Source organism: Streptomyces sp. NBC_00414 (assembly GCF_036038375.1).
In the GTDB taxonomy this organism is placed as follows: domain Bacteria; phylum Actinomycetota; class Actinomycetes; order Streptomycetales; family Streptomycetaceae; genus Streptomyces.
Genome location: NZ_CP107935.1, coordinates 9,226,226 through 9,251,452 on the forward strand (window position 1 = coordinate 9,226,226; position 25,227 = coordinate 9,251,452).

Genomic DNA, 25,227 nt, shown 5'->3' on the forward strand with positions numbered 1-25,227 from the left:
GGGGTCCGCTCAGGGGCCGGGGGCCGCGTCGGGGCGGGCGTAGGTGCGGCCCTTCCAGGCCGCGCCGCGCCCCCTGTAGTGCTGCACCGACGAATCCACCGTCATGAAGAGGTACATCAGGGCCGTGAACGGCAGCAGCGGGGCGAGCAGGAGCGGCTGCCGGTAGTACCGCAGCATCGGCAGATACGTCGCGGTCATGATCAGCCACGCCAGTCCTCCGGCCGCCGCCGCCAGGTGGGCGCCCGCCATGAGGCCCACGACGAGCGCCACCGGCGGCACCAGGTACACCACGGCGAGGCCGGCCACGGTGCCGGCCAGCAGCAGCGGGTTGTGCCGCAGCTGGGCGTACGCGCTGCGCGAGACCATCCGCCACAGATCGTGCAGCCGCGGATAGGGCCGCACACTGTCCACGCGCTCGGCGAGCCCGAGCCAGATGTGTCCTCCGGAGCCCTTCACGGCCCTCGCCATCGCCACGTCGTCGATGACGGCCTGCCCGATGGCGTCCGGAATCCGGGCCCGCTCGGCGGCCGTGGCGCGCAGCAGGACACAGCCGCCCGCCGCGGCGGCGGTCCGCGAGCCCTTCTTCGCGATCCACCGGAACGGATACAGCTGCGCGAAGAAGTACACGAACGCCGGCACCACGAGCCGCTCCCAGGTGCTCTCCACGCGCAGCCGGGCCATCTGGGAGACGAGATCGAAGTCCCCGGTCACGGCCGAGGCCACCAACTCCCGCAGACTGTCCGGCGCATGGGCGATGTCCGCGTCCGTGAGCAGCAGAAACTCGGGTGCGCGCGTGCGTGCCAGGCCGATGCCGTGCCGTACGGCCCACAGCTTGCCGGTCCAGCCTGCGGGGGGCTCTCCGGGCGAACCGACGGTCAGCGGCAGTCCGCCGTGCCGCCGTCCCAGCTCACGGGCCAGCTCCCCGGTGCCGTCCGAACTGCCGTCGTCGACCAGGAAGACCTCGGCCCGCCCCGGATACTCCTGCGCGAGGAGCGACGGCAGGCTCTCGGGCAGCACGGCGGCCTCGTCGCGCGCCGGTACGACGACACACACGGACGGCCAGGTGTCCGGCTCCCCGCGCGGCGGCAGCCGCAGGTCCGTACGCCAGAAGAAGCCCTGGCCGAGAAGCAGCCACAGCCAGGCGGCCAGTGATCCGACAGCGGTCCACGCGAGGGCGCTCACCCGCCGCAGTCTGCCCCACCACGGCGGCCCGTCGAGGCGGATCGACTATGGTGACCGGGTGAAGATCGCGCTCATGGACTCCGGAATCGGACTGCTCGCGGCGGCCGCCGCGGTACGTCGACTGCGACCCGACGCGGACCTCGTTCTCTCCTCGGACCCCGGCAGCATGCCATGGGGGCCCCGCACACCCGAGGACGTGACCGCACGCGCCCTCGCCGTCGCGGAGGCCGCCGCCGCGCACCGGCCCGACGCCCTGATCGTCGCCTGCAACACCGCGTCCGTGCACGCTCTGCCCGCCCTGCGGGCCCGCCTGGAGCCGGGAGTGCCGGTCATCGGCACGGTCCCCGCGATCAAGCCGGCCGCGGCGGGCGGCGGACCCGTCGCGATCTGGGCCACGCCCGCCACCACCGGCAGCCCCTACCAGCGCGGACTCATCCGTGAGTTCGCCGACGGTGTGAGCGTCACCGAAGTGCCCTGCCCCGGACTGGCCGACGCCGTCGAGCACGCCGACCACGCGGCCATCGACACCGCGATCGCGGCGGCCGCAGCCCTCACCCCCGACGACGTGACGACCGTCGTCCTGGGATGCACCCATTACGAACTGGTCGCCGAGCGCATCCGCGCGGCCGTGCAGCGGCCCGGCACGCCACCGCTCGTCCTGCACGGCTCGGCCGGTGCCGTGGCCGCCCAGGCACTGCGCCGGACCGGCGAGGCCGCGGCCCCACAGGCGCCCGACCAGGGCACACTCACGGTGCTGCTCGGCGGACGGGAGGGCGTACTGCCCGACACCGCGCTGACGTACGCCGAGGGCCGACTGCTCCAGGCGGTCAGCCCCGCACGCTGACCGGCGCCCGTCCGGCGGAAGCCTCGCCTCCTCGCGCGACAGTCACGGTCCGCGATCAGGTGCCCGCTCCGCGGAACATGAGTACGCTCATTGGCATGACGGACCACCCCCACGGCGAACAGGGCGCTGCCGACGCCCCGCACACCGAGGTCTGGCACGGTCGCGCGTCCAACCGCATGCAGTGGCTGCTCGCCTGCATCGGCGCCGCCTGCCTGGCGCTGGGCATCGAGCTGGCCGTCGACTCGACATGGACGTCGGGCATCGCCGCCCTCGCCATGTCCGTGGTCGGCTGCATCGCAGCGGGGCTGCTCGTCCTCTTCGGCACGCTCGCCTTCGTGCACGTCGCCGTGAAGGTCGACAAGGAGTGCCTCGAAGTGCGCTGCGGCCACATGGGTGTCCCGCGCCGCCGCATCCCCCTCTCCCACATCACGGGCGCCGATTTCGCGCCCCGGGTCACCCCGCGGCAGTGGGGCGGCTGGGGCTACCGCTGGCGGCCCGACCAGGGCACCGCCGTGGTCGTCCGGCGCGGCGAGGGCCTGGTGCTCCTCCTGGGCGACGGCCATACGTTCACCATCACGGTGGACAACGCGGAGGCGGCGGTACGAGTGATCCGCGACCGGCTGAAGGTCGCCGCGGTGGGCCGGACCCGCTGACTCCTCGGCCTGCGGCAGTGGGCCGGACGCGCTCACTCCGTAGCTGCCGCCGTGAGCCGGACCCGCTCACTCCTCGGCCGCCGCCATCGGCCGTACCCGTAGACCCCTTAGACACTGGTCACCGGTCGGCGTGGGCCCGCCGTCTACCCCGTGGGGACGGTCGGCGCCGTCGGTGCGGGACGCGCCGTGGCCAGGCCCGCGAGCAGGCCCGCGCCCGCCGTGACCGTCGTGAAACTCAACGCGTTGCCGACCGCGGCGATCGCGGCCAGTGCCGTCAGCGCGGCGCCCGCGGTCAGGACGACCGGCGTGGGGCGCGGTGACCTCCACAGGGCGTACAGGACCCAGCCGAACACCGCGGCGAGCAGGACCACACCCAGGACGCCCTGCTCGGCGGCCTGCTGGAACGGCGCCGAATGCGGTTTGCCGTCCGGCGGCAGCGCCTGGGTGACGGTCGGGCTCAGCTCCGCGAAGCGCCCCGGGCCGACACCCAGCCCCGGTTCCCGGCCCGCCAGGTCGAGCGCGTCGTGCCACAGCAGCACCCGGTGCTGGGTGAGCTGCCCCTCCAGGGACGAGGTCAGGCCGTCCGGCAGTCCGTTCTCGGCTATCGCCCAGGTCGCCCCGGTCACCAGCGCCACGGCGAGCGCGAGCCCGCCGAGCCCCACGGCACGGCGGTGCATACGGTCGGCGGCGAGCGAGCAGAGCAGCACTCCGAGGCAGGCCACGAAGCCCGACGTCGATCCCAGGACGGCCGCGGTGACCGCGATACCGGCGGCCAGCAGTCGCAGACCGAGCCGCAGGCCCGGCGGGCGGGCCGCCCAGGCCGCACAGCACGCGGCTCCCGCGGAGAGGGTGAGCAGCGCGGCGGTCGCGCCGGTCTGACCGAGCGGTGAGGTCATCTGCGTACCGGGATTGATGTGCGGGGCGGCCACGGCCAGACCGAGTCCGGCGAACGCGCCGGCGCTGGGAACGGCCACCGGCAGGAGTTCGCCGCAGATCCGCCCCACCGCGTAGCCGGCGGCCACGGCGAGCACCGCGAGCAGGACTCCTTCAGGCCGGCCGCCGTGCGCCGCGGCCGTGATCAGGGACCAGGCGGCGCACGCTCCGAGGACGGCGACACCCGTCGCGTCCGCCGCGCTGCGTCTCTCGTGTGCCGACGCCGGACCGGTCGCCGAAGCCATCCCCGTGGACCCCACCCCGACGCCCCCCGACCTGTGACGCCCCCCGCCCGCCCGGCCGGAAACGGCCCGTACGTCGAAGGCTCCGGCACACCGTAACGGGTGATGCGCCGGTTTGTGGACGAGTTGCGCAGAAACGATGCGGCAAGTGAGGGGTAAACGTGCGGTCAGTGCCGGTGGCTGCCTGGTCAGGCGTCGGGGACCGCGCTGTCGGCGCCGCGGTCACGCGCCGTACACTCCCCGAGTGACCGTCACAGCGACCTCCGTAGACGAGCCGGAACAGCTCGAACCGCAGGACCGGCCCGTTTCGCGCATGGTTCGCCTGGCGCGACGGCTGCTTCCGGCCACCGCCGCCGCACTCTCCGGGGTGCTGCTGTACGTCAGTTTTCCGCCGCGCACCCTGTGGTGGCTGGCCCTGCCGGCCTTCGCGGTCCTCGGCTGGTGTCTGCACGGCCGCAGCCGTAAGGCGGCCTTCGGTCTCGGCTACCTCTTCGGCCTCGGCTTCCTGCTGCCGCTGCTCGTGTGGACCGGCGTCGAGGTCGGTCCCGGACCGTGGCTGGCGCTCGTCGTCATCGAGGCGGTGTACGTCGGACTCGTCGGCGTCGGCATCGCGGCCGTGTCGAAGCTGCCCGGCCGGCCGCTGTGGGCCGCCGCCCTGTGGATCGCCGGTGAGGCGGCACGCGCGCGCATGCCGTTCGGCGGCTTCCCCTGGGGCAAGATCGCCTTCGGCCAGGCCGACGGGGTCTTCCTGCCGCTCGCGGCCGTGGGCGGCACCCCCGTACTCGGGTTCGCGGTCGTCCTGTGCGGCTTCGGCCTGTACGAGACCGTCCGGCTGGGCCTCGAAGCGCGGCGCACCCGTGTGGTACGCCGGGGCGCCGCCGCCGTGGCCGTGGTCAGTCTCGTCCTCCCCGTGGCGGGCGCCCTCGCCGCCCGCTCCCTGGTCAGCGACCGGGCCGAGGACGGCACCGCGACCGTCGCCGTCATCCAGGGCAACGTGCCGCGCGCCGGACTCGACTTCAACTCCCAGCGCCGCGCCGTCCTCGACCACCACGCGCGGGAGACCGAGCGCCTCGCCGCGAAGGTCAAGGCGGGCAAGGCCGCCCAGCCGGACTTCGTGCTGTGGCCGGAGAACTCCTCCGACATCGACCCCTTCCGCAACCCCGACGCCTACGCCGTGATCGACAAGGCGGCCCGTGCGATCGGCGCGCCCATCTCGGTCGGCGGCGTCGTGGAGAAGGACGACAAGCTCTACAACGAGCAGATCCTGTGGGACCCGGTGAAGGGCCCCGGCGCCACCTACGACAAACGGCAGGTCCAGCCGTTCGGTGAGTACCTCCCGATGCGCTCGCTGCTCGGCGCCATCAACGAGAACTGGACGTCCATGGTCCGCCAGGACTTCAGCCGGGGCGACAAGCCGGGCGTGTTCACCATGGCGGGCACCGAGGTCGGCCTCGCGACCTGCTACGAGGCCGCCTTCGACTGGGCCGTGCGCGACACCGTCACCAACGGCGCCCAGCTCATCTCCGTACCGAGCAACAACGCCACGTTCGACCGCAGCGAGATGACCTACCAGCAGCTCGCCATGTCCCGCATCCGGGCCGTCGAGCACAGCCGCACCGTCACCGTCCCGGTGACCAGCGGCGTCAGCGCCGTGATCATGCCGGACGGGAAGATCACCCAGCGGACCGGCATGTTCGTGGCCGACTCGCTCGTCCAGAAGGTGCCGCTGCGCTCCTCCGAGACCCCCGCGACACGCTTCGGGATCGCGCCCGAGATGGTGCTGGTCCTGATCGCGGCGGGCGGCCTCGCCTGGGCCGTGACGGCGGGAGTGCGAGGACGGCGCACCGGCGACCTGTAATCCCGCGCCGCGCACACGCCAGGCGGACATACGCCGCGCAGGAGTACGCCGGGTGGGTGTGTTCGGAACACGGCGGGGTGACGGGACCGGCCCGTTAGGGTCGATCCATGGCTACTCCTGACTTCATCCGTACGATCCGCGCCACCGCCGGCCGGCAGCTGCTCTGGCTTCCCGGAGTCACCGCGGTCGTCTTCGACGACGAGGGCAGAGTGCTGCTCGGGCGCCGCGTCGACACCGGCAAGTGGGCCGTCATCGCCGGCATGTCGGAGCCGGGGGAGCAGCCCGCGGCCTGCGCCGTCCGCGAGGTGTACGAGGAGACGGGCGTACGGTGTGTCGCCGAGCGCGTCGTGCTCGTGGAGGCACTGAAGCCGATCACCTATCCCAACGGCGACATCTGCCAGTTCATGGACATCACCATCCGCTGCCGGGCCGTCGGCGGAGAGGCGCGTGTCAACGACGACGAATCGCTGGAGGTCGCCTGGTTCGCCGTGGACGCGCTGCCCGAGCTGAACGATCACGGACAGTTCAGGATCAAGCAGGCACTGTCCGACGAACCCACGTGGTTCAACCCCACGACCTGAGGGCGAAGTATGGGTTGTGACCACATCGGTCCGGCCGGGAGGGCTCCCTATGGTCGGGGCATGACCGCGCGCAGCGTCCTCCCAGGCCCCCACGCCCCGTCCCTCGACCTCGGTGGCCGTACCGCCCTCGTCACCGGCGCCGCGGGAGGCATCGGCGGAGCGTGCGCGCTGCGGCTCGCCGCCGCCGGGGCGAAGGTGCGGGCGGTCGACCTGCAGGCCGAAGGGCTGGCGACACTCACCGAACAGGCCCGGGGCCTCGCGGGCACCGTCGAGCCGCTCGTCCTGGACCTCACCGACCTGGACGCGGCGGAATCCGCCGCAGCGGGCACCGACCTCCTCGTCAACAACGCCGGACTGCAACTGGTGCGGCCCATCGAGGAGTTCCCGCCCGACGTCTTCCACACCGTGCTGACGGTGATGCTGGAGGCCCCGTTCCGCCTCATCCGCGGGGCACTGCCGCACATGTACGGGCAGGGGTGGGGCCGCATCGTCAACGTGTCCTCCGTCCATGGGCTCCGTGCCTCCGCCTTCAAGTCGGCTTATGTGGCGGCGAAACACGGTCTGGAGGGTCTCTCCAAGACCGCGGCACTGGAAGGCGCCCCCCATGGAGTCACCTCGAACTGTGTGAACCCCGCCTATGTGCGCACACCCCTGGTCGAGAAGCAGCTCGCCGACCAGGCCGCCGCCCACGGAATACCGCGCGAGCGGGTCCTGACCGAGATCCTCTTGCAGGACACCGCCGTCAAACGCCTCATCGAACCCGAGGAGGTCGCCGAGGCCGTGGCGTACCTGTGCGGCCCTGCCGCGTCCTTCGTCACCGGCACCTCACTGGTGCTCGACGGCGGCTGGACCGCGCACTGAGAGGAAGTTATCCACAGGGCCGGGCAGGCTGTCGGCGCGACGGGTCATTCTGGTGGACATGTTCCGTGATCAATCGAAGTCGACCGGGCGCTCCGAGGCGAGCGCGGAGACGCCGTTCCTGGAACTGCTGGCCAGGGGCGCGTCCGCCGACGCGTACGAGCAGCCGGTGCTGCTCGCCCGCGCGGACGGCCAGACGTCCGACCGGATCGCCGCCCTGGAGCACGCCAAGCTGCTCGCGCTGCGGGTGCGCTCGGAGATGGAGGGGCGCCGCAGACGCGAGGCCGAACTGTCCGCGCTCTTCGAGACGGCCCACGACCTGGCGGGACTGCGCGACCTCGACGCCGTGCTCCGGGCGATCGTGCAGCGCGCCCGCTCACTGCTGAGCACGGACGTCGCCTACCTCAGTCTGAACGACCCAGCCCAGGGCGACACCTACATGCGGGTCACCGAGGGCTCGGTGGCGGCGCGCTTCCAGCAGCTGCGACTGGGCATGGGGGAGGGGCTCGGCGGACTCGTCGCCCAGACGGCCCGGCCCTACGTCACCGACGACTACTTCCGGGACGACCGCTTCCGCCACACCCTGACGATCGACACGGGCGTACGGGACGAGGGGCTGGTGGCGATCCTCGGCGTGCCCCTCATGCTCGGCCCGCACGTGATCGGGGTGCTGTTCGCCGCAGACCGCCGCGCACGGGTCTTCGAACGGGAGGAGATCGCGCTGCTCGGCTCGTTCGCGGCCCTCGCGGCAGCCGCCATCGACGCCGCGAACCTGCTCACCGAGACCAGGGAGGCGCTGGCGGACCTGGAGCGGGCCAACGAGATCATCGGGGACCGCAGCGGGGTCATCGAGCGGGCCTCGGACGTCCACGACCGGCTGGCCGAGCTGGTCCTGCGGGGCGGCGGGGTCCACGACGTCTCCGCCGCGGTCTCCCAGGTCCTCGACGGCACCGTGCGCTTCGCCGACGCGGGAGCCGCACCCGGTGACGCCCTGGAGACGTCACGCGCCGAAGGACACGCCGTCCGGCACGGGGACGACTGGGTCGCGGCCGTCGCCGCCGGCGGCGAGCTGCTCGGCGCACTGGTGCTTCGCGGCCAGCCGGGGCTCGACCCCGTCGACCAGCGCACCCTGGAGCGGGCCGCCATGGTCACCTCGCTCCTGCTGCTCGCCCGGCGCTCGGCCGCCGAGGCCGAACAGCGCGTCCGCGGCGAGCTGCTGGACGATCTGCTCGACGCCCGCGACCGCGATCCCCGGCTGCTGCGCGAGCGCGCGGCCCGCCTCGACGCCGACCTGGATGCCGTCCACGTGGTGCTCGCCGCCCGCCTGGACGGCCCGGCAGCGGACGCCGACCAGGAAGCGGGCGCCCGGCGCAGGCTCTGGTCCGCGGCGTCCCACCTCGCCGCCACCCGGCACGGACTCGCCGCGGCCCGCGACGGCGGCACCGTCCTGCTGCTGCCCCTGCGACCCGGCGACACCGCGACGGACCTGGCCCGCCGCACGGCGAGAGACCTGGGCACGGCCGTCCACGAGGCGGTCACCGTCGGCGCCTCCGCACCCGTACGGGAACTCGCCGTACGGCCGGAGAGTGTGTCCGAGGCCTACTCCGAGGGGCAGCGGTGTCTCGACGCGCTGCGGCTCCTCGGCCGCCCGGGAGACGGGGCCGCGGCCGAGGACTTCGGGTTCCTGGGGCTGCTGCTGGCCGGGAGCAGGGACATCTCGGGCTTCGTCGAGCGCACCATCGGCCAGGTCGTCACCTACGACGAGAAGCGCGGCACGGATCTCCTGCGCACCCTCGACGCGTACTTCGCCTGCGGGATGAGCCCGGCGCGTACCAAGGACGAGCTGCACGTCCATGTCAACACGGTCGCGCAGCGTTTGGAGCGGGTGGGCCGGCTGCTCGGCCCCGAGTGGCAGAGCCCGGCCCGCGCGCTGGAGATCCAGCTCGCCCTGCGACTGCACCGGTTGTCGTCCGCGGCGCCCCCCGGGCAGTACTGACCCCCGCACGCGGAGGGCGCGCGGGGGTCGGTCGCCGTACAGAGGGTCGGGCGTCGTACGAGGGGTCAGCCGCCGCACCAGGGCTCCGGCGGCGCTCAGACGGTGCGGGCGTCCGCGGGGCGGGCCGACTCCTTCGCGGCCTGCGCGCCGGGCAGCCCGGCCCCGGACGGCCCGGGTTCGGCCACCGCCTCCCCGTCGACGTCCGCGAGGTCGCGGTGGCGGGTCTCCTTCGCCACACCGACCGCGATCAGCGTCAGCACGACCGCCCCGATCACGTACAGGGCGATCGGTGTCGGGCTGTCGTAGTCGGCCAGCAACGCGGTCGCGACGAGCGGCGCGGGCGCCCCGGCCGCGACCGACGAGAACTGCGCGCCGATCGAGGCCCCGGAGTAGCGCATACGGGTCGCGAACATCTCCGAGAAGAACGCGGCCTGCGGCGCGTACATGGCTCCGTGCAGGACCAGGCCCACGGTCACGGCGAGGATCAGGTTCCCGAAGCCGCCCGTGTCGATGAGCGCGAAGAACGGGAACATCCACAGCCCGGTACCGGCCGCGCCCAGCAGGTACACCGGCCGGCGGCCGACGCGGTCGGACAGGGCGCCCCACGCCGGGATCACCGCGAAATGCACCGCGGACGCGATGAGCACCGCGTTCAGCGCGGTCTGCTTGGACAGCCCGGTCGACGTGGTGGCGTACACGAGGATGAACGCCGTGATCACGTAGTAGCTGATGTTCTCCGCCATGCGCGCGCCCATCGCGATCAGCACGTCCCGCCAGTGGTGGCGCAGCACGGAGACCAGCGGCGGTTTCTCGGCGGGTCCGTCCTGGGCCGACCTGCGCGCCTCGGCCCGGGCGAGGGCGGCCTTGAAGACGGGCGATTCATCGACAGAGAGACGAATCCACAGACCGACCATCACCAGGACGCCCGACAGCAGGAAGGGGATGCGCCAGCCCCACGCCGTGAACTGGGCGTCGGACAGCACGGCGGTCAGCAGCGACAGCACACCCGTCGCCAGCAACTGCCCGGCGGGCGCCCCGGTCTGCGGCCACGAGGCCCAGAACCCGCGCCGTCGCGCGTCCCCGTGCTCCGACACCAGCAGTACGGCGCCGCCCCACTCCCCGCCCAGCGCGAAGCCCTGCACCAGGCGCAGCACGGTCAGCAGCACCGGGGCCGCCGTCCCGATGGTCGCGTGCGTGGGCAGCAGCCCGATCGCGAAGGTCGCCCCGCCCATCAACAGCAGGCTCAGGACGAGGAGTTTCTTACGTCCGAGCCGGTCGCCGTAGTGCCCGAAGACCAGTGCCCCGAGCGGTCGGGCGGCGAATCCCACCGCGTAGGTCAGAAACGACAGCAGCGTGCCGACGAGCGGGTCGGAGCCGGGGAAGAAGAGCTTGTTGAAGACGAGCGCGGCGGCGGATCCGTAGAGGAAGAAGTCGTACCACTCGATGGTGGTGCCGATGAGGCTCGCGGCGACGATGCGCTTGAGGCTGCTGGGCGGTGTGGCGGGTGGTGGGGGAGCGGTTGCTGCGGAGGCCATGTGCACCACTTCCGGGTGTTCGGTGGGGACGGGTACGTATCGGCACACCGTAGGAAGGCGCAGGTCAGGCGCACATGTGGTGGGACAACATACTTCGGGCGCGGAGTGTGCGTGGGACCTCCATACGCCCTCTCTCTTGATCTACGCCCTGCACACCCGGGTCGAGCAGGTTAATTTGTCCATGCTTCTGATCTTTTGACGCTTTCTGCCGGCAGGTGACCCAGCCCGCAGGGACGAAGGGTGGACGATGGCAGGGACCCTCAACGCCCCGCTCGCGGAAGCCGAGCGCCCGCCCGCGCCGCCGACCGTCCGCGTCGGACGGGACACCGGCGGCCGACACTGGCCGGCGGCCGTCGCTGCCGCCTTCACCCTGGCCCAACTGGTCCTCGTACGGCCCACCATGGGTCTCGGCTGGGACGAGTCGGTGTACGTCAGCCAGGTCAGCGGGCATGCCCCGGCGGCGTTCTTCAGCGCTCCGCGCGCCCGCGGCGTCACGCTGCTCGTGGCGCCGGTCGCCTCGTGGTCCTCCTCGACCACGCTGCTCAGGATGTTTCTGGCGCTGCTCTCCGGACTCGGCCTCTACCTGGCCCTGCGCGCCTGGCGAGGGCTCTTCCCCGCCGGGGTGCTGGGCGCCGCGGGTGCCCTGTTCGCCACCTTGTGGGTGACCCTCTTCTACGGCCCGCAGGCCATGCCCAATTACTGGGTCGCCCTCGGCGCGCTCGCCGGAGTCGGCTGCTTCCTGCGCGCCCGCGCCGATCCCGGCGACCGGGCGGCGCTGTGGGGCCTGGCGGCGAGCGCGGGGCTGATGGCATGGATGCGGCCCGCCGACGCCGTCTGGATCACCCTCCCGTTGTTCGCCGCGCTGATGTCCGGCCGAGGCCGGCGGCGGCCCGCCCCGCCGCTGGCGCTCGCCGCGGGGCTCGCGTCCGGAGCCGCGGAGTGGATCGCCGAGGCGTACCTCGCCCACGGCGGCCCGGGCGCCCGGCTGGCGGACGCCTCGGCGATCCAGGGCGGACTGGGCTGGAACATCGCCGTCCTCGACCAACTGCGCAGCCTGGACGGAGTCGCCCTGTGCCGCCCGTGCGCCGGGCCGGTGCCGGACACGTGGGTCGTCGCCTGGTGGTTCGTCCTGCCGCTGCTCGCCGCCCTGGGACTGGCGATCGCGGCAAGGGCCCGGCGCACCACCCCCACACTCCTGCCGCTGGCCTGCGCCGCCACGGCCGGCACCCCCTACCTGCTCATGATCGGATACGCCGCGCCACGCTTCCTGCTGCCGATGTACGCGCTCCTCGTCATCCCGGCCGCCGACGCCCTCGTCCACCTGGTCACCGCGTCGAGCCGCAAGAGGCGACCGGTGGCCGCGACCCTGGTGACGCTCGGCCTCGCCGGACACCTGGCCGTCCAGTACACCGTGCTGGCGGCGGCGGTGGACCGCACCACCTCCTCCCACCGCGACTGGGCCCGCACCGCGGCCGAACTGCACCGGCTCGGCGTACGGCCGCCGTGCACGCTCACCGGGCACCGGGCCACCCCGATCGCCTTCTACGCCGGCTGCCGCTCCGTCCAGACCCACGGACACAACGCCAACACCACCGCCGCGGACATCGAGCGGGCCGCCCGGCGGCAGCCGACAGCGGCCCTCACCACGCGGCGGGAGCCGCCGCCCGGGTTCGCCCGGGACTGGGAACGGCACCGCGGCGGCCGACTGAGCCTCTATGTGGCGCCCGCGCCCGGCAAAGCCCCCTGAGACCGGCCTCCGGCCGGGCCGTGGCGGAGTTGCACGGCCTCCTGTCCGGTCCGGTTGCATCAAGAGATATCTTGATGTCGAGCAATGTTGCAGACTTTGCAGACGTGGAGCGGAGCACCCGGTGACTGACTCGACCATCATCTATACGCACACTGACGAGGCCCCGGCCCTGGCGACCTATTCGTTCTTGCCGGTGGTCCAGGCGTACGCGTCGCAGGCCGGTGTCACTGTGGAAACCCGTGACATCTCGCTGGCCGGGCGGATCATCGCCCTCTTCCCCGAGTTCCTGGAGGAGGGGCAGCGCATCCCCGACGCGCTCGCCGAGCTGGGTGAGCTGGCCAAGACGCCCGGCGCCAACATCATCAAGCTGCCGAACATCTCGGCCTCGATCCCGCAGCTGAAGGCCGCGGTCGCCGAGCTGCAGTCGCAGGGCTACGCGCTGCCGAACTACCCGGACGACCCGAAGACCGACGAGGAGCGCGACATCCGCGCCCGCTACGACAAGGTCAAGGGCAGCGCCGTGAACCCGGTGCTGCGCGAGGGCAACTCCGACCGCCGCGCCCCCGCGTCGGTCAAGAACTACGCCAAGGCCCACCCGCACCGCATGGGCGCCTGGAGCTCCGACTCGAAGACGAACGTCGCGACCATGGGCGTCGACGACTTCCGGTCCACCGAGAAGTCCGTGGTGGTCTCCGAGGCCGGCTCCCTGCGTATCGAGCTGACCGGCGACGACGGCTCCACCACCGTCCTGCGTGAGTCCGTACCCGTCCTCGCGGGCGAGGTCGTCGACGCCTCCGTCCTGCACGTCGCCGCGCTGCGCGAGTTCCTCACCGCGCAGATCGCCCGGGCCAAGGCCGACGGTGTGCTGTTCTCCGTGCACCTCAAGGCCACGATGATGAAGGTCTCCGACCCGATCATCTTCGGCCACGTGGTGCGCGCCTTCTTCCCGAAGACGTTCGCGCAGTACGGCAAGGCGCTCGCCACCGCCGGTCTGACCCCGAACGACGGCCTCGGCGGCATCTACAAGGGCCTTGAGTCCCTGCCCGAGGGCGCCGAGATCAAGGCGTCCTTCGACGCCGAGCTCGCCGAGGGTCCCGAGCTGGCCATGGTCGACTCCGACAAGGGCATCAGCAACCTGCACGTCCCGTCCGACGTCATCGTCGACGCCTCCATGCCGGCGATGATCCGCACCTCCGGCCACATGTGGGGCCCGGACGGCGGCGAGGCCGACACCCTCGCGGTCCTCCCGGACTCCAGCTACGCCGGTGTCTACCAGGTCGTCCTCGACGACTGCCGCGCCAACGGCGCCTTCGACCCGTCGACGATGGGCACCGTCCCGAACGTCGGTCTGATGGCGCAGAAGGCCGAGGAGTACGGCAGCCACGACAAGACCTTCGAGATCCCGACCACCGGCACGGTCCGCCTCGTCGACCAGGCCGGGAACGTCGTCATCCAGCAGGCGGTCTCCGCCGGCGACATCTTCCGCGCCTGCCAGACCAAGGACGCCCCGATCCGGGACTGGGTCAAGCTGGCCGTCACCCGCGCCCGCGCCACCGGCGACCCGACCGTGTTCTGGCTGGACGAGAGCCGCGCCCACGACGCGAAGCTCATCGAGAAGGTCAACGCCTACCTGCCGGAGCACGACACCGAGGGACTGGACATCCGCGTCCTGTCACCCGTCGAGGCCACCAAGCTCTCCGTGGAGCGCATCCGCCGCGGCGAGAACACGATCTCGGTCACCGGCAACGTCCTGCGCGACTACCTGACCGACCTGTTCCCGATCCTGGAGCTGGGCACCAGCGCCAAGATGCTCTCGATCGTCCCGCTGATGAACGGCGGCGGCCTCTTCGAGACGGGCGCCGGCGGCTCCGCGCCCAAGCACGTGCAGCAGCTGGTCAAGGAGAACTACCTGCGCTGGGACAGCCTGGGTGAGTTCCTCGCGCTGGCGTCCAGCTTCGAGCACCTCGCGCAGACCACGGACAACGCGCGCGCCCAGGTCCTCGCCGACACCCTCGACCGGGCGACGGCCACGTTCCTGGAGAACGACAAGTCGCCGAGCCGTCGCCTCGGCGGCATCGACAACCGCGGCAGCCACTTCTTCCTCGCGCTGTACTGGGCGCAGGAGCTGGCCAGGCAGACCGACGACGCCGAGCTCGCCAAGGTGATCGCCCCGCTCGCCGAGACGCTCACCGCGCAGGAGGAGACGATCGTCTCCGAGCTGAACGCCGTGCAGGGCTCTCCGGCCGAGATCGGTGGCTACTACCAGCCCGACCCGGTCAAGGCCGAGGCCGTCATGCGGCCGTCCGCGACGCTGAACGCGGCGCTGGCCACGTTGGCCTGAGCCTTCGGCTCCGCTTGCGCCCGGGATTCGTCCGCGGGTGCGTTGTGGCTGGTCGCGCAGTTCCCCGCGCCCCTGAGGGGGTGCGGGGAACTGCTAGTTCCGCTCGATGACCCCGGACCCCGGATGGGCAGGTCGGCGATGGCGATGCAGGTGGAGACGCACGGGCTCGACGTGATCGGGGACGGCGAGCGCAAAGGCACGCCCCGTACGCTCTTCTGGCCCTGGTTCGGGGCGAATGTGTCCATTCTCGGACTCAGCTACGGGTCGTTCGCCCTCGGGTTCGGGATCTCGTTCTGGCAGGCGCTCGCCGCCGGAGTGATCGGCATCGTCTTCTCCTTCCTGCTCTGCGGTCTCGTCGCGGTCGCGGGCAAGCGCGGCTCGGCGCCGACGATGGTGATGAGCCGCGCCGCCTACGGCGTACGGGGCAACCGTCTGCCCGCGGTGGTGTCCTGGATGCTCACCGTCGGCTGGGAGACCGTGCTCACGGCCCTGGCGACGATGGCCACCGCGACCGTGCTGGACCGGCTCGGGTGGGGCGGCGGCACCGGGACCAAGGTGGTCGCCCTGATCGTCGTCGGGGCGCTCGTCGTGGTCGGCGGAGTCATGGGCTTCGACCTGATCATGAGGCTCCAGACGGTGATCACCGTCGTCACCGGGCTCCTGACCGTCGTCTACATCGGGCTCGTCGCCGACCACATCCACTGGTCGGCCGTCAGCGCCGTACCGGCGGGCTCCGCCCAGGAGTTCATCGGCGCGCTCGTCTTCATGATGACCGGCTTCGGCCTCGGCTGGGTCAACGCCGCCGCCGACTACTCGCGCTACCTGCCCCGCGACTCCTCCGGCCGGGGCGTGGTCGGGTGGACCACCTTCGGCGCGTCCTTGGCACCCCTGATCCTGCTGGTCTTCGGTCTGCTGCTCGCCGGCTCGTCCACGACGCTCAACACGGCGATCGCGGCCGACCCGATCGGTGCGCTCACCACGATCCTGCCCACCTGGTTCCTGATCCCCTTCGCGCTGGTGGCCGTACTCGGCCTGGTCGGCGGGGCGGTCCTCGACATCTACTCCTCCGGCCTGGCCCTGCTCGCGGCCGGCCTGCGCGTACCGCGCTATCTGGCGGCCCTGCTGGACGGCGTCCTGATGATCGCGGGCTCGGTCTACATCGTCTTCCTCGCGGACGACTTCCTGGGACAGTTCATCGGCTTCCTCACCACGCTCGGCGTGCCGGTCGCGGCCTGGTGCGGTGTGATGCTCGCCGACCTGGCGCTGCGCCGCCGCGACTACGACGAGGCGGACCTGTTCCGTGTGAAGGGCCGCTACGGAGACGTCGAACCGCTCCCGCTGCTGCTCACCCTCGCCGCCACGGCGATCGGCTGGGGGCTGGTCACCAACTCGGCCGCCGGCTGGCTGGAATGGCAGGGCTATCTGCTCGGACCGCTGGGCCTCGGCGGCAAGGACGGCACCTGGGCCTACGCGAACCTGGGCGTCCTCGCGGCGCTCGCCCTAGGCTTCCTCGGCACCCTCGCACTCGGCCGGAGAAGGGTGCGTACGCAGGAGGAACAGGCCCCGAGCGGACCGGTGGACGGGAAGGCGCCGAACGCATGAGCGGCAGTGGCCGAGACGATCTCGGCGACCTCCGAGGTGGCGGCCCCCTCGGCGGGACCCGTGACCACCTGGCCGTCGTCGACATGCAACGCGTCTTCGCCGAGCCGGACAGTCCGTGGGCCACGCCCCGTTTCGGCGAGGCGGCCGACGGAGTGCGCCGCCTGCTGCCCGCCTTCGCGGAGCGGGTCACCTTCACCCGCTTCCTGGCACCCGCCGAACCGGCCGGCGCCTGGCGCGCGTACTACGAGCAGTGGCCCTTCGCGCTGCGGCCCCCGCACGACCGGCTGTGGGAACTGGTCGACGAACTCGCGCCCCACGCACGGCACTTCGTGGACGCCCACACCTTCGGCAAGTGGACCCCGGAACTGGCCGGGCGCGTGGGCCCCGAAGGCCGTCTGGTGCTCGCCGGAGTAAGCACCGACTGCTGTGTGCTGTCCACCGCGCTGGCGGCGGCCGACGCGGGGGTCGAGGTCCGGGTGGTGGCCGACGCCTGCGCGGGCGCGGACGACGCCTCGCACGCGAAGGCCCTGCAGATCATGGACCTGTACCAGCCGCTGATCCGGGTCGTCACCGTGGCCGAGGTGCTCACCGGGACGAAGTGAGGCCGTCAGAGCCGGCCGGCTCCCGTGTAGAGGTCCAGCTCCCCCTCCAGCTCCACGGCCAGTACCGTCGCCTGCTCGTCCAGGTCGGCTGCCGCGGGCGCGTCGATCCAGGTCACCCCCGGTACCGTGTCGAGGCCGCCGGTCACGTGGTGGCCGAGTTCCGTGCCCGTGCCGAGCACCGTGACGCGCCGGACGCCGTTGCGCAGGCCCCGTACCGAGACGGTGTCGCGCGGGGCGTCGAAACACACCAGATAGAGCGTGCGCCGGTCGGCGGACAGGGTGCTGGGGCCGTAGTGGTGCCCGGCGGGCAGCCCCGCGACCGTGCCGTACACGGCAGCGGAGTGCCGTGCGATCCACGCGCCGAGGCCCTCCATGCGGTCGATCTGCTCCTGCGGGATCGTGCCGTCCTCGCGCGGTCCCGCGGCCAGCAGCAGATTGCCGCCCATGCCGATGGTCTCGGTGAAATACCGCACCAGCTGGCGCACCGACTTGAAGTCGCGGTCCTGCGGCCGGTGGCTCCATGAGTCGTTGATCGTGAGGCACAGCTCCCACGGGCCGTCCGGTGCCTGGAGAGGGGCGCCCTGTTCCGGCGTGGCGTAGTCGCCGTGGCGGAGCATCCGGCCGTTGAGGATCGTGTCCGGGTTGCCCGTGAGGATCAGCTCGGCGAGATCGTCCATCCGCCACTGCTCCTCCGTACGTTCCCACTCGCCGTCGAACCAGAGGATGTCGGGCCGGAAGCGTTCGACGAGTTCGCGGACCTGCCCGTCGCGGTACGCGAGGTAGCGCGCCCAGGCTTCCGGGTCCTCCTGGCCGGGCTCGGCCTGCGAGTACGCGTTGAGCGGCACGACGTACGGTCCGGGGTGCCGCTCGCTCGCGTAGTCCGGGTGGTTCCAGTCGGAGTGCGAGTAGTAGAGGCCGACCTTGAGATCCCGGGCGCGCAGCGCCTCGACGAACCCGGTGACGAGGTCGCGGCCCGCCGGGGTGTCCCGGACCACGTCGAGGTTGCGGTGGTCGGTGTCCCAGAGGGCGACGCCGTCGTGGTGCCGGGTGGTGAGAACCGCATACTGTGCGCCGACGCGGGCGAACAGATCGGCCCAGGCGCCGGGGTCGTAGCGCGACGCGGTGAAGCCGTCGAGCTGTTTCATGTACTGCTCGTGCGTCATCTCGCCCGTGTAGAAGGACCAGGACTCGGCGGCGCCGCCCACGGCATAGACGCCGTAGTGGATGAAGATGCCCAGCTTGGCACCGGGAAACCAGGGTTGCATCGGCATGCGTCCACGCTAGGCGCGCACCCCTCGCGGCGCGTGGGCGCCGGTCACCACTACTGGTCCGTTTTCACCCTGCGGCCCGGCCGCTGCGCGATGCCTTTACGTGGCTGTCATGTACCTGTAGCTTCCGCGCTGCAAGGAGTTTCAGGAACTTGCCGGTTCTCTTTGCAGAGCAACTCCCCACCTCCCGGCCCGCATTGGAGACGCTCATGGGACGCACCTTCCTCTGTCGGCCGAGGCGCCCGCTCGTTGCGGTGGTGGTGGCGACCGGACTGCTCGGCGCGCTCGCGGGACCACCGGAAACCGGCGCCGCCTCGATGAGGACGACCGCCGCCGAGGCGAACACGGCGACCGTCTTCCACTACACGAAGACCAAGAACTGGACGTCCACGTATCTGCACTACGCGCCGGACGGCGGCGCGTGGACCACCGCGCCGGGTACGAAGATGGAGGCGGCCTGCACGGACTGGGTGAAGCAGACCGTCGACCTGGGCTCGGCGGCCGGACTCGCGGCCACCTTCAACAACGGCAACGGCGTCTGGGACAACAACGGCGGCGCCAACTACGCGCTGGGCACCGGGAACATCACCGTCAAGGACGGGGTGATCGCCCACAGCGACCCGTGCGCCGGCACCGATCCCGTCGAGGGCAACAGGGCCACGGTCTACTACTCGACGGCGACGACCGGCTGGACGACGGCCAACCTCCACTACGCGCCGACGGGTGGCACCTGGACGACCGCGCCCGGAGTCGGCATGGAGGCGGCCTGCACGGGCTGGTGGAAGAAGACCCTGGACATCGGCACGGCGACCGCACTGAAGGCCGCCTTCAACAACGGCAACGGCGTCTGGGACAACAACAACAGCGCCGACTACGCCCTCACCACCGGCACTTCGACCGTCAAGGACCGTACGGTCACCAGGGACGCGAAGGACCCGTGCGCCGCCGAGGAGCCGGACACCCAGGCGCCGACAGCGCCCACCGGGGTCACCGCGAGTGCCACGAGCACCTCGGTCGTCCTGAGCTGGAACGCGTCGACCGACGACACCGGAGTGACCAGGTACCAGGTGACCCGCACCGGCGGCACCAAAGGCACGGTCGTCACCGACATCGCCTCAACGGTGTACTCCGACACGGGACTTGAGGAGAGGACCGGCTACACGTACACGGTGAAGGCGGTCGACGCGGCGGGCAACACCTCGCCCGCCTCCACCGGGGCCTCCGCGACCACCGGCGAGAAGGCCCCCGAACCCGCCTCCGGCACCCCACTGGGCACCGACCCCCGCAAGGACCCCATCTACTTCGTCCTCACCGCCCGCTTCCACGACGGCGACAGCTCCAACAACCGCGGCGGCAGCCGGCACACCAAGTCAGGCAACGCGGCCAACGACGACCCCATGTTCCGGGGCGACTTCAAGGGACTGGTCGAGAAACTCGACTACATCAAGGCGCTCGGCTTCTCGGCGGTCTGGGTCACCCCGGTGGTGCTCAACCGGTCGGACTACGACTACCACGGCTATCACGGCTACGACTTCTACAAGGTCGACCCACGCCTGGAATCGGCGGGCGCCTCCTACCAGGACCTGATCAACGCGGCGCACGCCAAGGGCATGAAGATCTACCAGGACGTCGTCTACAACCACAGCTCCCGCTGGGGCGCCAAAGGCCTGTTCACCCCCACGGTGTACGGCGTCCGCGACTCCCAGTGGAGCTGGTACTACGACGAGAGGAACGCGGGCTTCGAGTACGACGGCCTCACCGTCGAGCCCAAGTCCGGCAAGGCGTACTACAACGGCGACCTCTGGTCGACCGCCGAACCGTCCGGGAACACCTGTCTCGACTGGGGCAGGCCCACCGGCGGCAAGAGCGCCGAGGGCTACACGCTCTACAACTGCCAGTGGCCGAGCCCCACTTCGGGCATGTTCCCCAAGGCGCTCTACCACCGGTGCTGGATCGGCAACTGGGAGGGCGAGGACGCCCGTTCCTGCTGGCTGCACGAGGACCTGGCCGACTTCGACACCGAGAACACGCAGGTCCAGAACTACCTGATCGGTGCGTACGACAAGTACATCGACATGGGCGTCGACGGGTTCCGCGTGGACACGGCCGTGCACATACCCCGCGTGACCTGGAACCGCCGTTTCCTGCCCGCCATCCAGGAGCGCGTCACCCAGAGGTTCGGCGCCGAGGCCGCGAAGAACTTCTTCGTCTTCGGCGAGGTCGCGGCCTTCGTGAACGACAAGTGGAACCGCGGCTCGGTCAACCACTCCGCGCAGTTCTACACCTGGAAGGAGCGCAAGGAGTACAGCGCGGACGACGAGGCGGCGGCCCTGGAACAGTTCACCTACGAGAACGACCAGGGCACGGGGAACCAGCCGACCTCCACCAACGCCTTCCTGAACGGGAACAGCTACCACACGCCCGACCGCAGTCGGTTCTCCGGCATGAACATCATCGACATGCGCATGCACATGAACTTCGGTGACGCCCAGAACGCCTACGGCAACGGCAAGGACTCAGACGACAGCGTCAACGACGCCACGTACAACGTCGTCTACGTCGACAGTCACGACTACGGGCCCAACAAGAGCAGTGAGCGCTACACCGGCGGCACCGACGCGTGGGCCGAGAACATGGCTCTGATGTGGACCTTCCGGGGCATCCCCACCCTGTACTACGGCTCGGAGATCGAGTTCCAGAAGGGCAAGAAGATCGACTGCGGTCCGAGCTGCCCGCTGGCCACGACCGGTCGCGCCTACTACGGCGACCACCTCGCCGGCAGCGTTACGGCCTCCGACTTCGGCACGGTCGGCTCCGCGAGCGGCGAGGTCGCGAACACCCTCGCCCAGCCCCTGGTCAAGCACCTCCAGCGGCTCAACCGGATCCGCCGGGCCGTCCCGGCGCTCCAGACGGGCCAGTACTCCACGGAGGGGATCAGCGGCTCGATGGCCTTCAAGCGCCGGTACACCAGCGGTTCGACGGACAGTTTCGCCCTGGTCACCGTCACGGGCGACGCCACGTACACGGGCATCCCGAACGGCACCTACAAGGACGCCGTCACCGGGGACGTGAAGACCGTCTCGAACGGGACGCTGAGCGTCGCCGCGCCCGGCAAGGGCAACCTCCGCGTGTACGTGCTGAACGGCCCCGGGAAGATCGGCACCGACGGCCCGTACCTCAAGTAGGCGCGGGGGCGGTCCACTTGGCGGTATCCGGTGGGTACAGGAGACACCGGTCGCGTGTTCAATCACGGGTACCGCGTCACATACGGACCGCCCCACCCGTCAGGAGGCACCGTGATCGCCCCTCCCGAGCCAGGACTCACCGAACGCGAACTCATCGACCGCGCCGTCGCCCTGCGACCCGCACTTCTCGAACGCCAGGCGGAGACCGAGGAGTTGACGCGCTACCCGCAGGAGACGCACGAGGACTTCCTGCGGGCCGGCTTCTACCGGACCCTGCAGCCGCGCCGCTACGGCGGATACGAGTTCGGGCTGCCGACCTTCTTCCGCGTGGTCACCGAGATCACCCGCGGCTGCCCCTCCACCGGCTGGGCCCTGTCCCTGACCGCCGCCCATGTCCTGCAGTTCGCCGCGCAGTTCGACGAGCGGACACAGGACGAGGTCTTCGGCGACGACGGCGAGTTCCGCGCCGCGTCCACCGTCGCACCCGTCGGAGTCGCCCAGCCGGACGGCGACGACGGAATAGTCCTGGACGGCACCTGGCCGTACTCCTCCGGCTCCCCGTACTCCACCCACTACCTCGGCCAGACCCTGCGCGCGCCCGAGAAGCCCGGCGACCCGCCCGGACCGCTGGTGCTGTTCGTCGCCCCGCGCCCGGTGTGGGAACTCGTCGACGACTGGCACGGCGTCCTCGGCCTGCGCGGCAGCGGTTCCAACAGCATCCGCATGGCACAGGCCCGTATCCCCGAACACCTCACCCGGGAGGTGAGCCTCCTCGACCTGCCCGTGGAGGGCGGCACCCCCGGCTCGAAGCTGCACGGCAACGCGCTGTACGCGGGACGCGCGCCCAGCGTCTACCACGGGGAACTGGCGGCCATCATGACCGGCATCGGATACGCCGCCGCGGACGAGTACGCCCGGATCCTCGCCGACCGGCCGCTCACCCTGGAACCGGACCGCACCCGGTCGCAGCTCCACGACTACCAACGCCACCTCGGCGAGGCACTCGGCATGATCCACACCGCCGAGGCGGCCCTCCAGCGCAACGCCGAGGACTACATGGAGGCCTGCCGCCGCAACGTGTCGGGCGAGGCGCCCTTCACCGTCGCCGACGACAACCGCCTCGCGTTCGTCTTCCTCAACGCCGGCCGCATGGCCTACGACGCCCTGCAGACCATCCTCTTCCGCACGGCAGGCTCCCGCTACGCCCGGGACGGCGAGCGGATGCAGCGCTACTTCCGGGACGCCGCCACGTACTGGTCGCACATCGGGGCGAGCATGGCCGAGCCACTGGCCCGGCGGGTCGGCTGCGACCGGCTGGGACTGCCCTCGCACGACATTCCGCTCATCCCGTGACCGTTCGGTGCGAGGTGTGTGGAGTGTGTGGAGCGGGCATGGCACCTCCCCTGACGGGTACGCAATCAGCCGCGCCCGAGTCGGCAACGACACGGGCGGCCTGTTTTCGCCACTACGTCTGGATGTGCCATGGAGATTTCCTCGAACGACAACGCCACGGTGGAGGCCCAGCGCGCGCTGAGCGCCCTGGCCGAGAACGCCGAGGACGGAGCCGCGCTGGACACGCTGGCCGGTAGTGACGTGCTGGTCCCGGTCCCCGACGACGCCGACGACGAGGCGGCGGCCGACCCCACGGTCGTGGCCCTGCCGGTCCTCGAACAGCCGGGGTCGGACCCGCTGGTCCCGGTGTTCACCTCGGAAGTGACCATGGCCGAGCTGCTGCCGTCCGTGTCGCGCTACCGCCTCGTACCCCTGGGGACGCTCGCCGCGCAGTGGCCCGCCAGCGATCTCTCGCTGAGTATCGACGCCAGTACGCCGCACGGACTGACCCTCGACTCCCAGGGTGTACGCACCCTGCTGGCGTCCCGCGCCTGAGACGGGCGGGGTGCGGACGGGGCCCGGGCCCGGCCACCTGACGGAGGGGAGCGGCCGGGCCCCTCGGCCCGTACGGCGCACCGCCGTCGGTCACACCTGTGCCGCGGTGGTTCAGCCGGTGGCGAGCATGCGGGTCAGGACCGCGCGTTGCAGCGGGCGCACCTCGGTGTGCAGGCCGCGGCCCTTCTCGGTGAGGACGACCCAGACCCCGCGGCGGTCCTCCTGGCACATGCTCCGCTCCACCAGGCCCTCCTTCTCCAGGCGGCCGATGAGGCGGGACAGCGCGCTCTGGCTCAGATGGACCCGCTCGGCGATGTTCTGCACCCGGCACGGCTCGGCCGAGGACGGACCTGAGCCCGTGCCCGTACCCCGGCCCGCGTCCGACGCGAGGATGTCCAGCACCTCGAAGTCGCTGGCGCACAGGCCGTGCGGATGCAGTTCGCGGTCGATCTCGCACATGGTGCGGGCGTGCACCGACAGAATGTCCCGCCACTGGTCTTCGAGCCGGGAAGCGGCCTTCTCTGCTGCCATGTACGCACGGTAACAGAGAACAGGCCACTTGTTGAGTATGCAACTAGTGCAGTTGCATACAGTTGGCCGGCTTCGTCGAGCGGCGGAGCGACCGGCTCAGGACGCCTCCTGGGCGAGACCGACGGCGTTGCCGTCCGCGTCCTTCACGGAGGCGATCAGCATGCCGCCGCCGACGTCCTGGACGTCCTGGACCACCTCGGCGCCCGCGCCGACGAGATCGGCCAGGGTCGCCCTGATGTCGCCGGTGTGCCAGTAGGGGACAGGCCCGGTCAGGCCCTTGGTGTGACCGTTCGGGTCGAGCCCCACCTCGGGCCGCCCCGGCGCCCGGAAGCCCACGTAGTACGCCTCGTCCACGTACGGCTCGACACCCAGCAGCGCCCCGAACAGCGCCTTGGCGCGGGCGAGGTCCTTGACGGGGTAGGTGATGGTCTTGAGGCCTTCGGACATGACGGGCTCCTCCGCGGTCGTGATCGCAAGCCGTGCTCGCGGCTCGTGATGGCAGGTCGTGATCGCACCGGCGGTCCTCCGCCGGTTTCCCACCGGTTTCTCGCCGGTGCAATCACGCTACGACCGCGGACCACGAACCCGCTTCTCCGATCCTGACCGGTCCGTGCGGGCCGCGGTCCGCACGGACCGGCCGTAAGAGCTGGTCGTACGGACCGGTCGTCGTCCGGAGCGGGCCGTCAGCCCGCGAAGATCTCCACCACCGACCAGACGGCGAGGCCGAGCATGCAGATGCCGCCCACGCGCTGCACGGTCTTCAGGGGAACGCGCTTGGCGATGAAACGGCCGGCCAGCAGCGCGAGCGCGGAGACCGACATGAGGGCCGCCGCCGAACCGACGGCCACGGACGCGACCCCGTTGGTGGCGGCGAGGTTGGCCGTCGTGATCTGTGTCAGATCGCCCCACTCGCTGATGAAGACGGCCATGAAGGCGGTCGTGTAGACGGGCCAGAAACCGGTGACGGTCCGGCCGCCGGCATCCTCCTCGTCGTAGTCCCCGCCGCCGCGCAGCAGCATGAAGGCGCCGAACGCGAAGAGGGCGGCCGAGACCGACTTGACGGTCCAGTCGGGCAGCAGGCCGATGAGGCTCCCGGCGCCGACCGCGATGGCGACATGCACGATGAACGCGGTGGACGTGCCGAACCACACGTAGAGGGGCCTCATGCGGGTGCCCATGGCCAGCGACGCGAACATCGTCTTGTCCGGCAGCTCGGCGAGGAAGATCAGCCCGAAGGCGGTGAGGATCGCCAGGGGGTCGAGATGCATTCCGGTGGCTTTCTGTAGGGACCGGGCCCCCGGATCTTCGCGAAGCGCCCTCTGCTGGGGCGACGGGAGAACCGATCGGCCCGGCATTTCGGGTGCGCCGCGGGGGTCGCGGGC

20 protein-coding genes are annotated in these 25,227 nt (G+C 71.4%); 13 read left to right on the forward strand and 7 right to left on the reverse strand.

Features of this window, described 5'->3' with window-relative positions; all coding sequences use genetic code 11:
• Nucleotides 1-9: 9 nt before the first annotated feature.
• Complete coding sequence (locus OHS59_RS39625) at nt 10-1,182, reverse strand: glycosyltransferase (RefSeq protein WP_328498146.1); 1,173 nt, start codon at nt 1,180-1,182, stop codon at nt 10-12.
• A 58-nt stretch (nt 1,183-1,240) separates the two neighbouring features.
• Between OHS59_RS39625 and OHS59_RS39630 the strand changes: the two genes are divergently transcribed.
• A complete protein-coding gene (locus tag OHS59_RS39630; RefSeq protein ID WP_328498147.1) occupies nt 1,241-2,026 on the forward strand; it encodes a glutamate racemase in 786 nt (261 codons plus the stop codon).
• 95 nt (nt 2,027-2,121) lie between these two features.
• Nucleotides 2,122-2,679 carry a hypothetical protein gene (locus tag OHS59_RS39635; protein WP_328498148.1) on the forward strand — a complete coding sequence of 186 codons (558 nt, stop codon included), beginning with the start codon at nt 2,122-2,124 and terminating at the stop codon, nt 2,677-2,679.
• Between the two features lie 143 nt (nt 2,680-2,822).
• Here the strand turns inward: OHS59_RS39635 and OHS59_RS39640 are convergent, their stop codons facing one another.
• Nucleotides 2,823-3,857 (reverse strand): O-antigen ligase family protein, encoded by a 1,035-nt coding sequence (locus tag OHS59_RS39640; RefSeq protein ID WP_328498149.1) that lies wholly within the window; start codon nt 3,855-3,857, stop codon nt 2,823-2,825.
• Between the two features lie 241 nt (nt 3,858-4,098).
• Here OHS59_RS39640 and lnt point away from each other — a divergent pair, with 241 nt between their 5' ends.
• The 4 genes from lnt to OHS59_RS39660 all read left to right on the forward strand — a co-directional run bounded on the left by lnt (nt 4,099) and on the right by OHS59_RS39660 (nt 9,147).
• Nucleotides 4,099-5,712, forward strand: coding sequence for an apolipoprotein N-acyltransferase (gene lnt, locus OHS59_RS39645; RefSeq protein ID WP_328498150.1), 1,614 nt, complete (start codon nt 4,099-4,101; stop codon nt 5,710-5,712).
• 107 nt (nt 5,713-5,819) lie between these two features.
• Entirely contained in the window at nt 5,820-6,293 is a 474-nt protein-coding gene (locus OHS59_RS39650) for an NUDIX hydrolase (protein ID WP_328498151.1), read from the forward strand.
• Between the two features lie 60 nt (nt 6,294-6,353).
• Nucleotides 6,354-7,154, forward strand: a complete 801-nt coding sequence (locus OHS59_RS39655) for a 3-hydroxybutyrate dehydrogenase (protein ID WP_328498152.1) — start codon at nt 6,354-6,356, stop codon at nt 7,152-7,154.
• 58 nt (nt 7,155-7,212) lie between these two features.
• A complete protein-coding gene (locus tag OHS59_RS39660) occupies nt 7,213-9,147 on the forward strand; it encodes a helix-turn-helix domain-containing protein (RefSeq protein WP_328498153.1) in 1,935 nt (644 codons plus the stop codon).
• A 95-nt stretch (nt 9,148-9,242) separates the two neighbouring features.
• On the opposite strand, the gene OHS59_RS39665 is transcribed toward OHS59_RS39660, so the two are convergent.
• Nucleotides 9,243-10,682 (reverse strand): MFS transporter, encoded by a 1,440-nt coding sequence (locus tag OHS59_RS39665; RefSeq protein ID WP_328498154.1) that lies wholly within the window; start codon nt 10,680-10,682, stop codon nt 9,243-9,245.
• Between the two features lie 247 nt (nt 10,683-10,929).
• Between OHS59_RS39665 and OHS59_RS39670 the strand changes: the two genes are divergently transcribed.
• The 4 genes from OHS59_RS39670 to OHS59_RS39685 all read left to right on the forward strand — a co-directional run bounded on the left by OHS59_RS39670 (nt 10,930) and on the right by OHS59_RS39685 (nt 16,974).
• On the forward strand, nt 10,930-12,429 hold the full coding sequence (locus OHS59_RS39670) for a hypothetical protein (protein ID WP_328498155.1): 1,500 nt from the start codon (nt 10,930-10,932) through the stop codon (nt 12,427-12,429).
• Nucleotides 12,430-12,550: 121 nt separating this feature from the next.
• Nucleotides 12,551-14,770: an NADP-dependent isocitrate dehydrogenase gene (locus OHS59_RS39675; RefSeq protein ID WP_328498156.1), complete on the forward strand. Its 2,220-nt coding sequence runs from the start codon at nt 12,551-12,553 to the stop codon at nt 14,768-14,770.
• 144 nt (nt 14,771-14,914) lie between these two features.
• Entirely contained in the window at nt 14,915-16,372 is a 1,458-nt protein-coding gene (locus OHS59_RS39680; protein ID WP_328499535.1) for a purine-cytosine permease family protein, read from the forward strand.
• Nucleotides 16,373-16,455: 83 nt separating this feature from the next.
• Entirely contained in the window at nt 16,456-16,974 is a 519-nt protein-coding gene (locus tag OHS59_RS39685) for a cysteine hydrolase family protein (RefSeq protein ID WP_328499536.1), read from the forward strand.
• A gap of 5 nt (nt 16,975-16,979) precedes the next feature.
• Here the strand turns inward: OHS59_RS39685 and OHS59_RS39690 are convergent, their stop codons facing one another.
• Nucleotides 16,980-18,245 carry an alpha-L-fucosidase gene (locus OHS59_RS39690; RefSeq protein WP_328498157.1) on the reverse strand — a complete coding sequence of 422 codons (1,266 nt, stop codon included), beginning with the start codon at nt 18,243-18,245 and terminating at the stop codon, nt 16,980-16,982.
• A gap of 206 nt (nt 18,246-18,451) precedes the next feature.
• Here OHS59_RS39690 and OHS59_RS39695 point away from each other — a divergent pair, with 206 nt between their 5' ends.
• The 3 genes from OHS59_RS39695 to OHS59_RS39705 all read left to right on the forward strand — a co-directional run bounded on the left by OHS59_RS39695 (nt 18,452) and on the right by OHS59_RS39705 (nt 23,314).
• Nucleotides 18,452-21,427, forward strand: coding sequence for a carbohydrate binding domain-containing protein (locus OHS59_RS39695; protein ID WP_328498158.1), 2,976 nt, complete (start codon nt 18,452-18,454; stop codon nt 21,425-21,427).
• A 111-nt stretch (nt 21,428-21,538) separates the two neighbouring features.
• Nucleotides 21,539-22,780: an acyl-CoA dehydrogenase family protein gene (locus OHS59_RS39700; protein WP_328498159.1), complete on the forward strand. Its 1,242-nt coding sequence runs from the start codon at nt 21,539-21,541 to the stop codon at nt 22,778-22,780.
• A 129-nt stretch (nt 22,781-22,909) separates the two neighbouring features.
• Nucleotides 22,910-23,314 (forward strand): SseB family protein, encoded by a 405-nt coding sequence (locus OHS59_RS39705; RefSeq protein WP_328498160.1) that lies wholly within the window; start codon nt 22,910-22,912, stop codon nt 23,312-23,314.
• A gap of 111 nt (nt 23,315-23,425) precedes the next feature.
• Here the strand turns inward: OHS59_RS39705 and OHS59_RS39710 are convergent, their stop codons facing one another.
• The 3 genes from OHS59_RS39710 to OHS59_RS39720 form a co-directional block, all read right to left on the reverse strand.
• Nucleotides 23,426-23,845 (reverse strand): MarR family winged helix-turn-helix transcriptional regulator, encoded by a 420-nt coding sequence (locus tag OHS59_RS39710; protein WP_328498161.1) that lies wholly within the window; start codon nt 23,843-23,845, stop codon nt 23,426-23,428.
• Between the two features lie 96 nt (nt 23,846-23,941).
• Nucleotides 23,942-24,292 (reverse strand): VOC family protein, encoded by a 351-nt coding sequence (locus OHS59_RS39715; RefSeq protein ID WP_328498162.1) that lies wholly within the window; start codon nt 24,290-24,292, stop codon nt 23,942-23,944.
• A 236-nt stretch (nt 24,293-24,528) separates the two neighbouring features.
• Entirely contained in the window at nt 24,529-25,113 is a 585-nt protein-coding gene (locus tag OHS59_RS39720; protein ID WP_328498163.1) for a TMEM165/GDT1 family protein, read from the reverse strand.
• Nucleotides 25,114-25,227: the final 114 nt, after the last annotated feature.

Excerpts from the sequence above, each read along its gene's own strand:
- OHS59_RS39665 (WP_328498154.1), bottom strand. The coding sequence starts at position 10,682 with ATGGCCTCCGCAGCAACCGCTCCCCCACCACCCGCCACACCGCCCAGC.
- OHS59_RS39695 (WP_328498158.1), top strand. The coding sequence starts at position 18,452 with ATGGGACGCACCTTCCTCTGTCGGCCGAGGCGCCCGCTCGTTGCGGTG.
- OHS59_RS39655 (WP_328498152.1), top strand. The coding sequence starts at position 6,354 with ATGACCGCGCGCAGCGTCCTCCCAGGCCCCCACGCCCCGTCCCTCGAC.
- OHS59_RS39640 (WP_328498149.1), bottom strand. The coding sequence starts at position 3,857 with ATGGCTTCGGCGACCGGTCCGGCGTCGGCACACGAGAGACGCAGCGCG.
- OHS59_RS39720 (WP_328498163.1), bottom strand. The coding sequence starts at position 25,113 with ATGCATCTCGACCCCCTGGCGATCCTCACCGCCTTCGGGCTGATCTTC.
- OHS59_RS39690 (WP_328498157.1), bottom strand. The coding sequence starts at position 18,245 with ATGCCGATGCAACCCTGGTTTCCCGGTGCCAAGCTGGGCATCTTCATC.
- OHS59_RS39650 (WP_328498151.1), top strand. The coding sequence starts at position 5,820 with ATGGCTACTCCTGACTTCATCCGTACGATCCGCGCCACCGCCGGCCGG.
- OHS59_RS39680 (WP_328499535.1), top strand. The coding sequence starts at position 14,915 with ATGCAGGTGGAGACGCACGGGCTCGACGTGATCGGGGACGGCGAGCGC.
- OHS59_RS39705 (WP_328498160.1), top strand. The coding sequence starts at position 22,910 with ATGGAGATTTCCTCGAACGACAACGCCACGGTGGAGGCCCAGCGCGCG.
- OHS59_RS39660 (WP_328498153.1), top strand. The coding sequence starts at position 7,213 with ATGTTCCGTGATCAATCGAAGTCGACCGGGCGCTCCGAGGCGAGCGCG.
- OHS59_RS39710 (WP_328498161.1), bottom strand. The coding sequence starts at position 23,845 with ATGGCAGCAGAGAAGGCCGCTTCCCGGCTCGAAGACCAGTGGCGGGAC.
- OHS59_RS39715 (WP_328498162.1), bottom strand. The coding sequence starts at position 24,292 with ATGTCCGAAGGCCTCAAGACCATCACCTACCCCGTCAAGGACCTCGCC.
- OHS59_RS39670 (WP_328498155.1), top strand. The coding sequence starts at position 10,930 with ATGGCAGGGACCCTCAACGCCCCGCTCGCGGAAGCCGAGCGCCCGCCC.
- OHS59_RS39685 (WP_328499536.1), top strand. The coding sequence starts at position 16,456 with ATGCAACGCGTCTTCGCCGAGCCGGACAGTCCGTGGGCCACGCCCCGT.
- OHS59_RS39635 (WP_328498148.1), top strand. The coding sequence starts at position 2,122 with ATGACGGACCACCCCCACGGCGAACAGGGCGCTGCCGACGCCCCGCAC.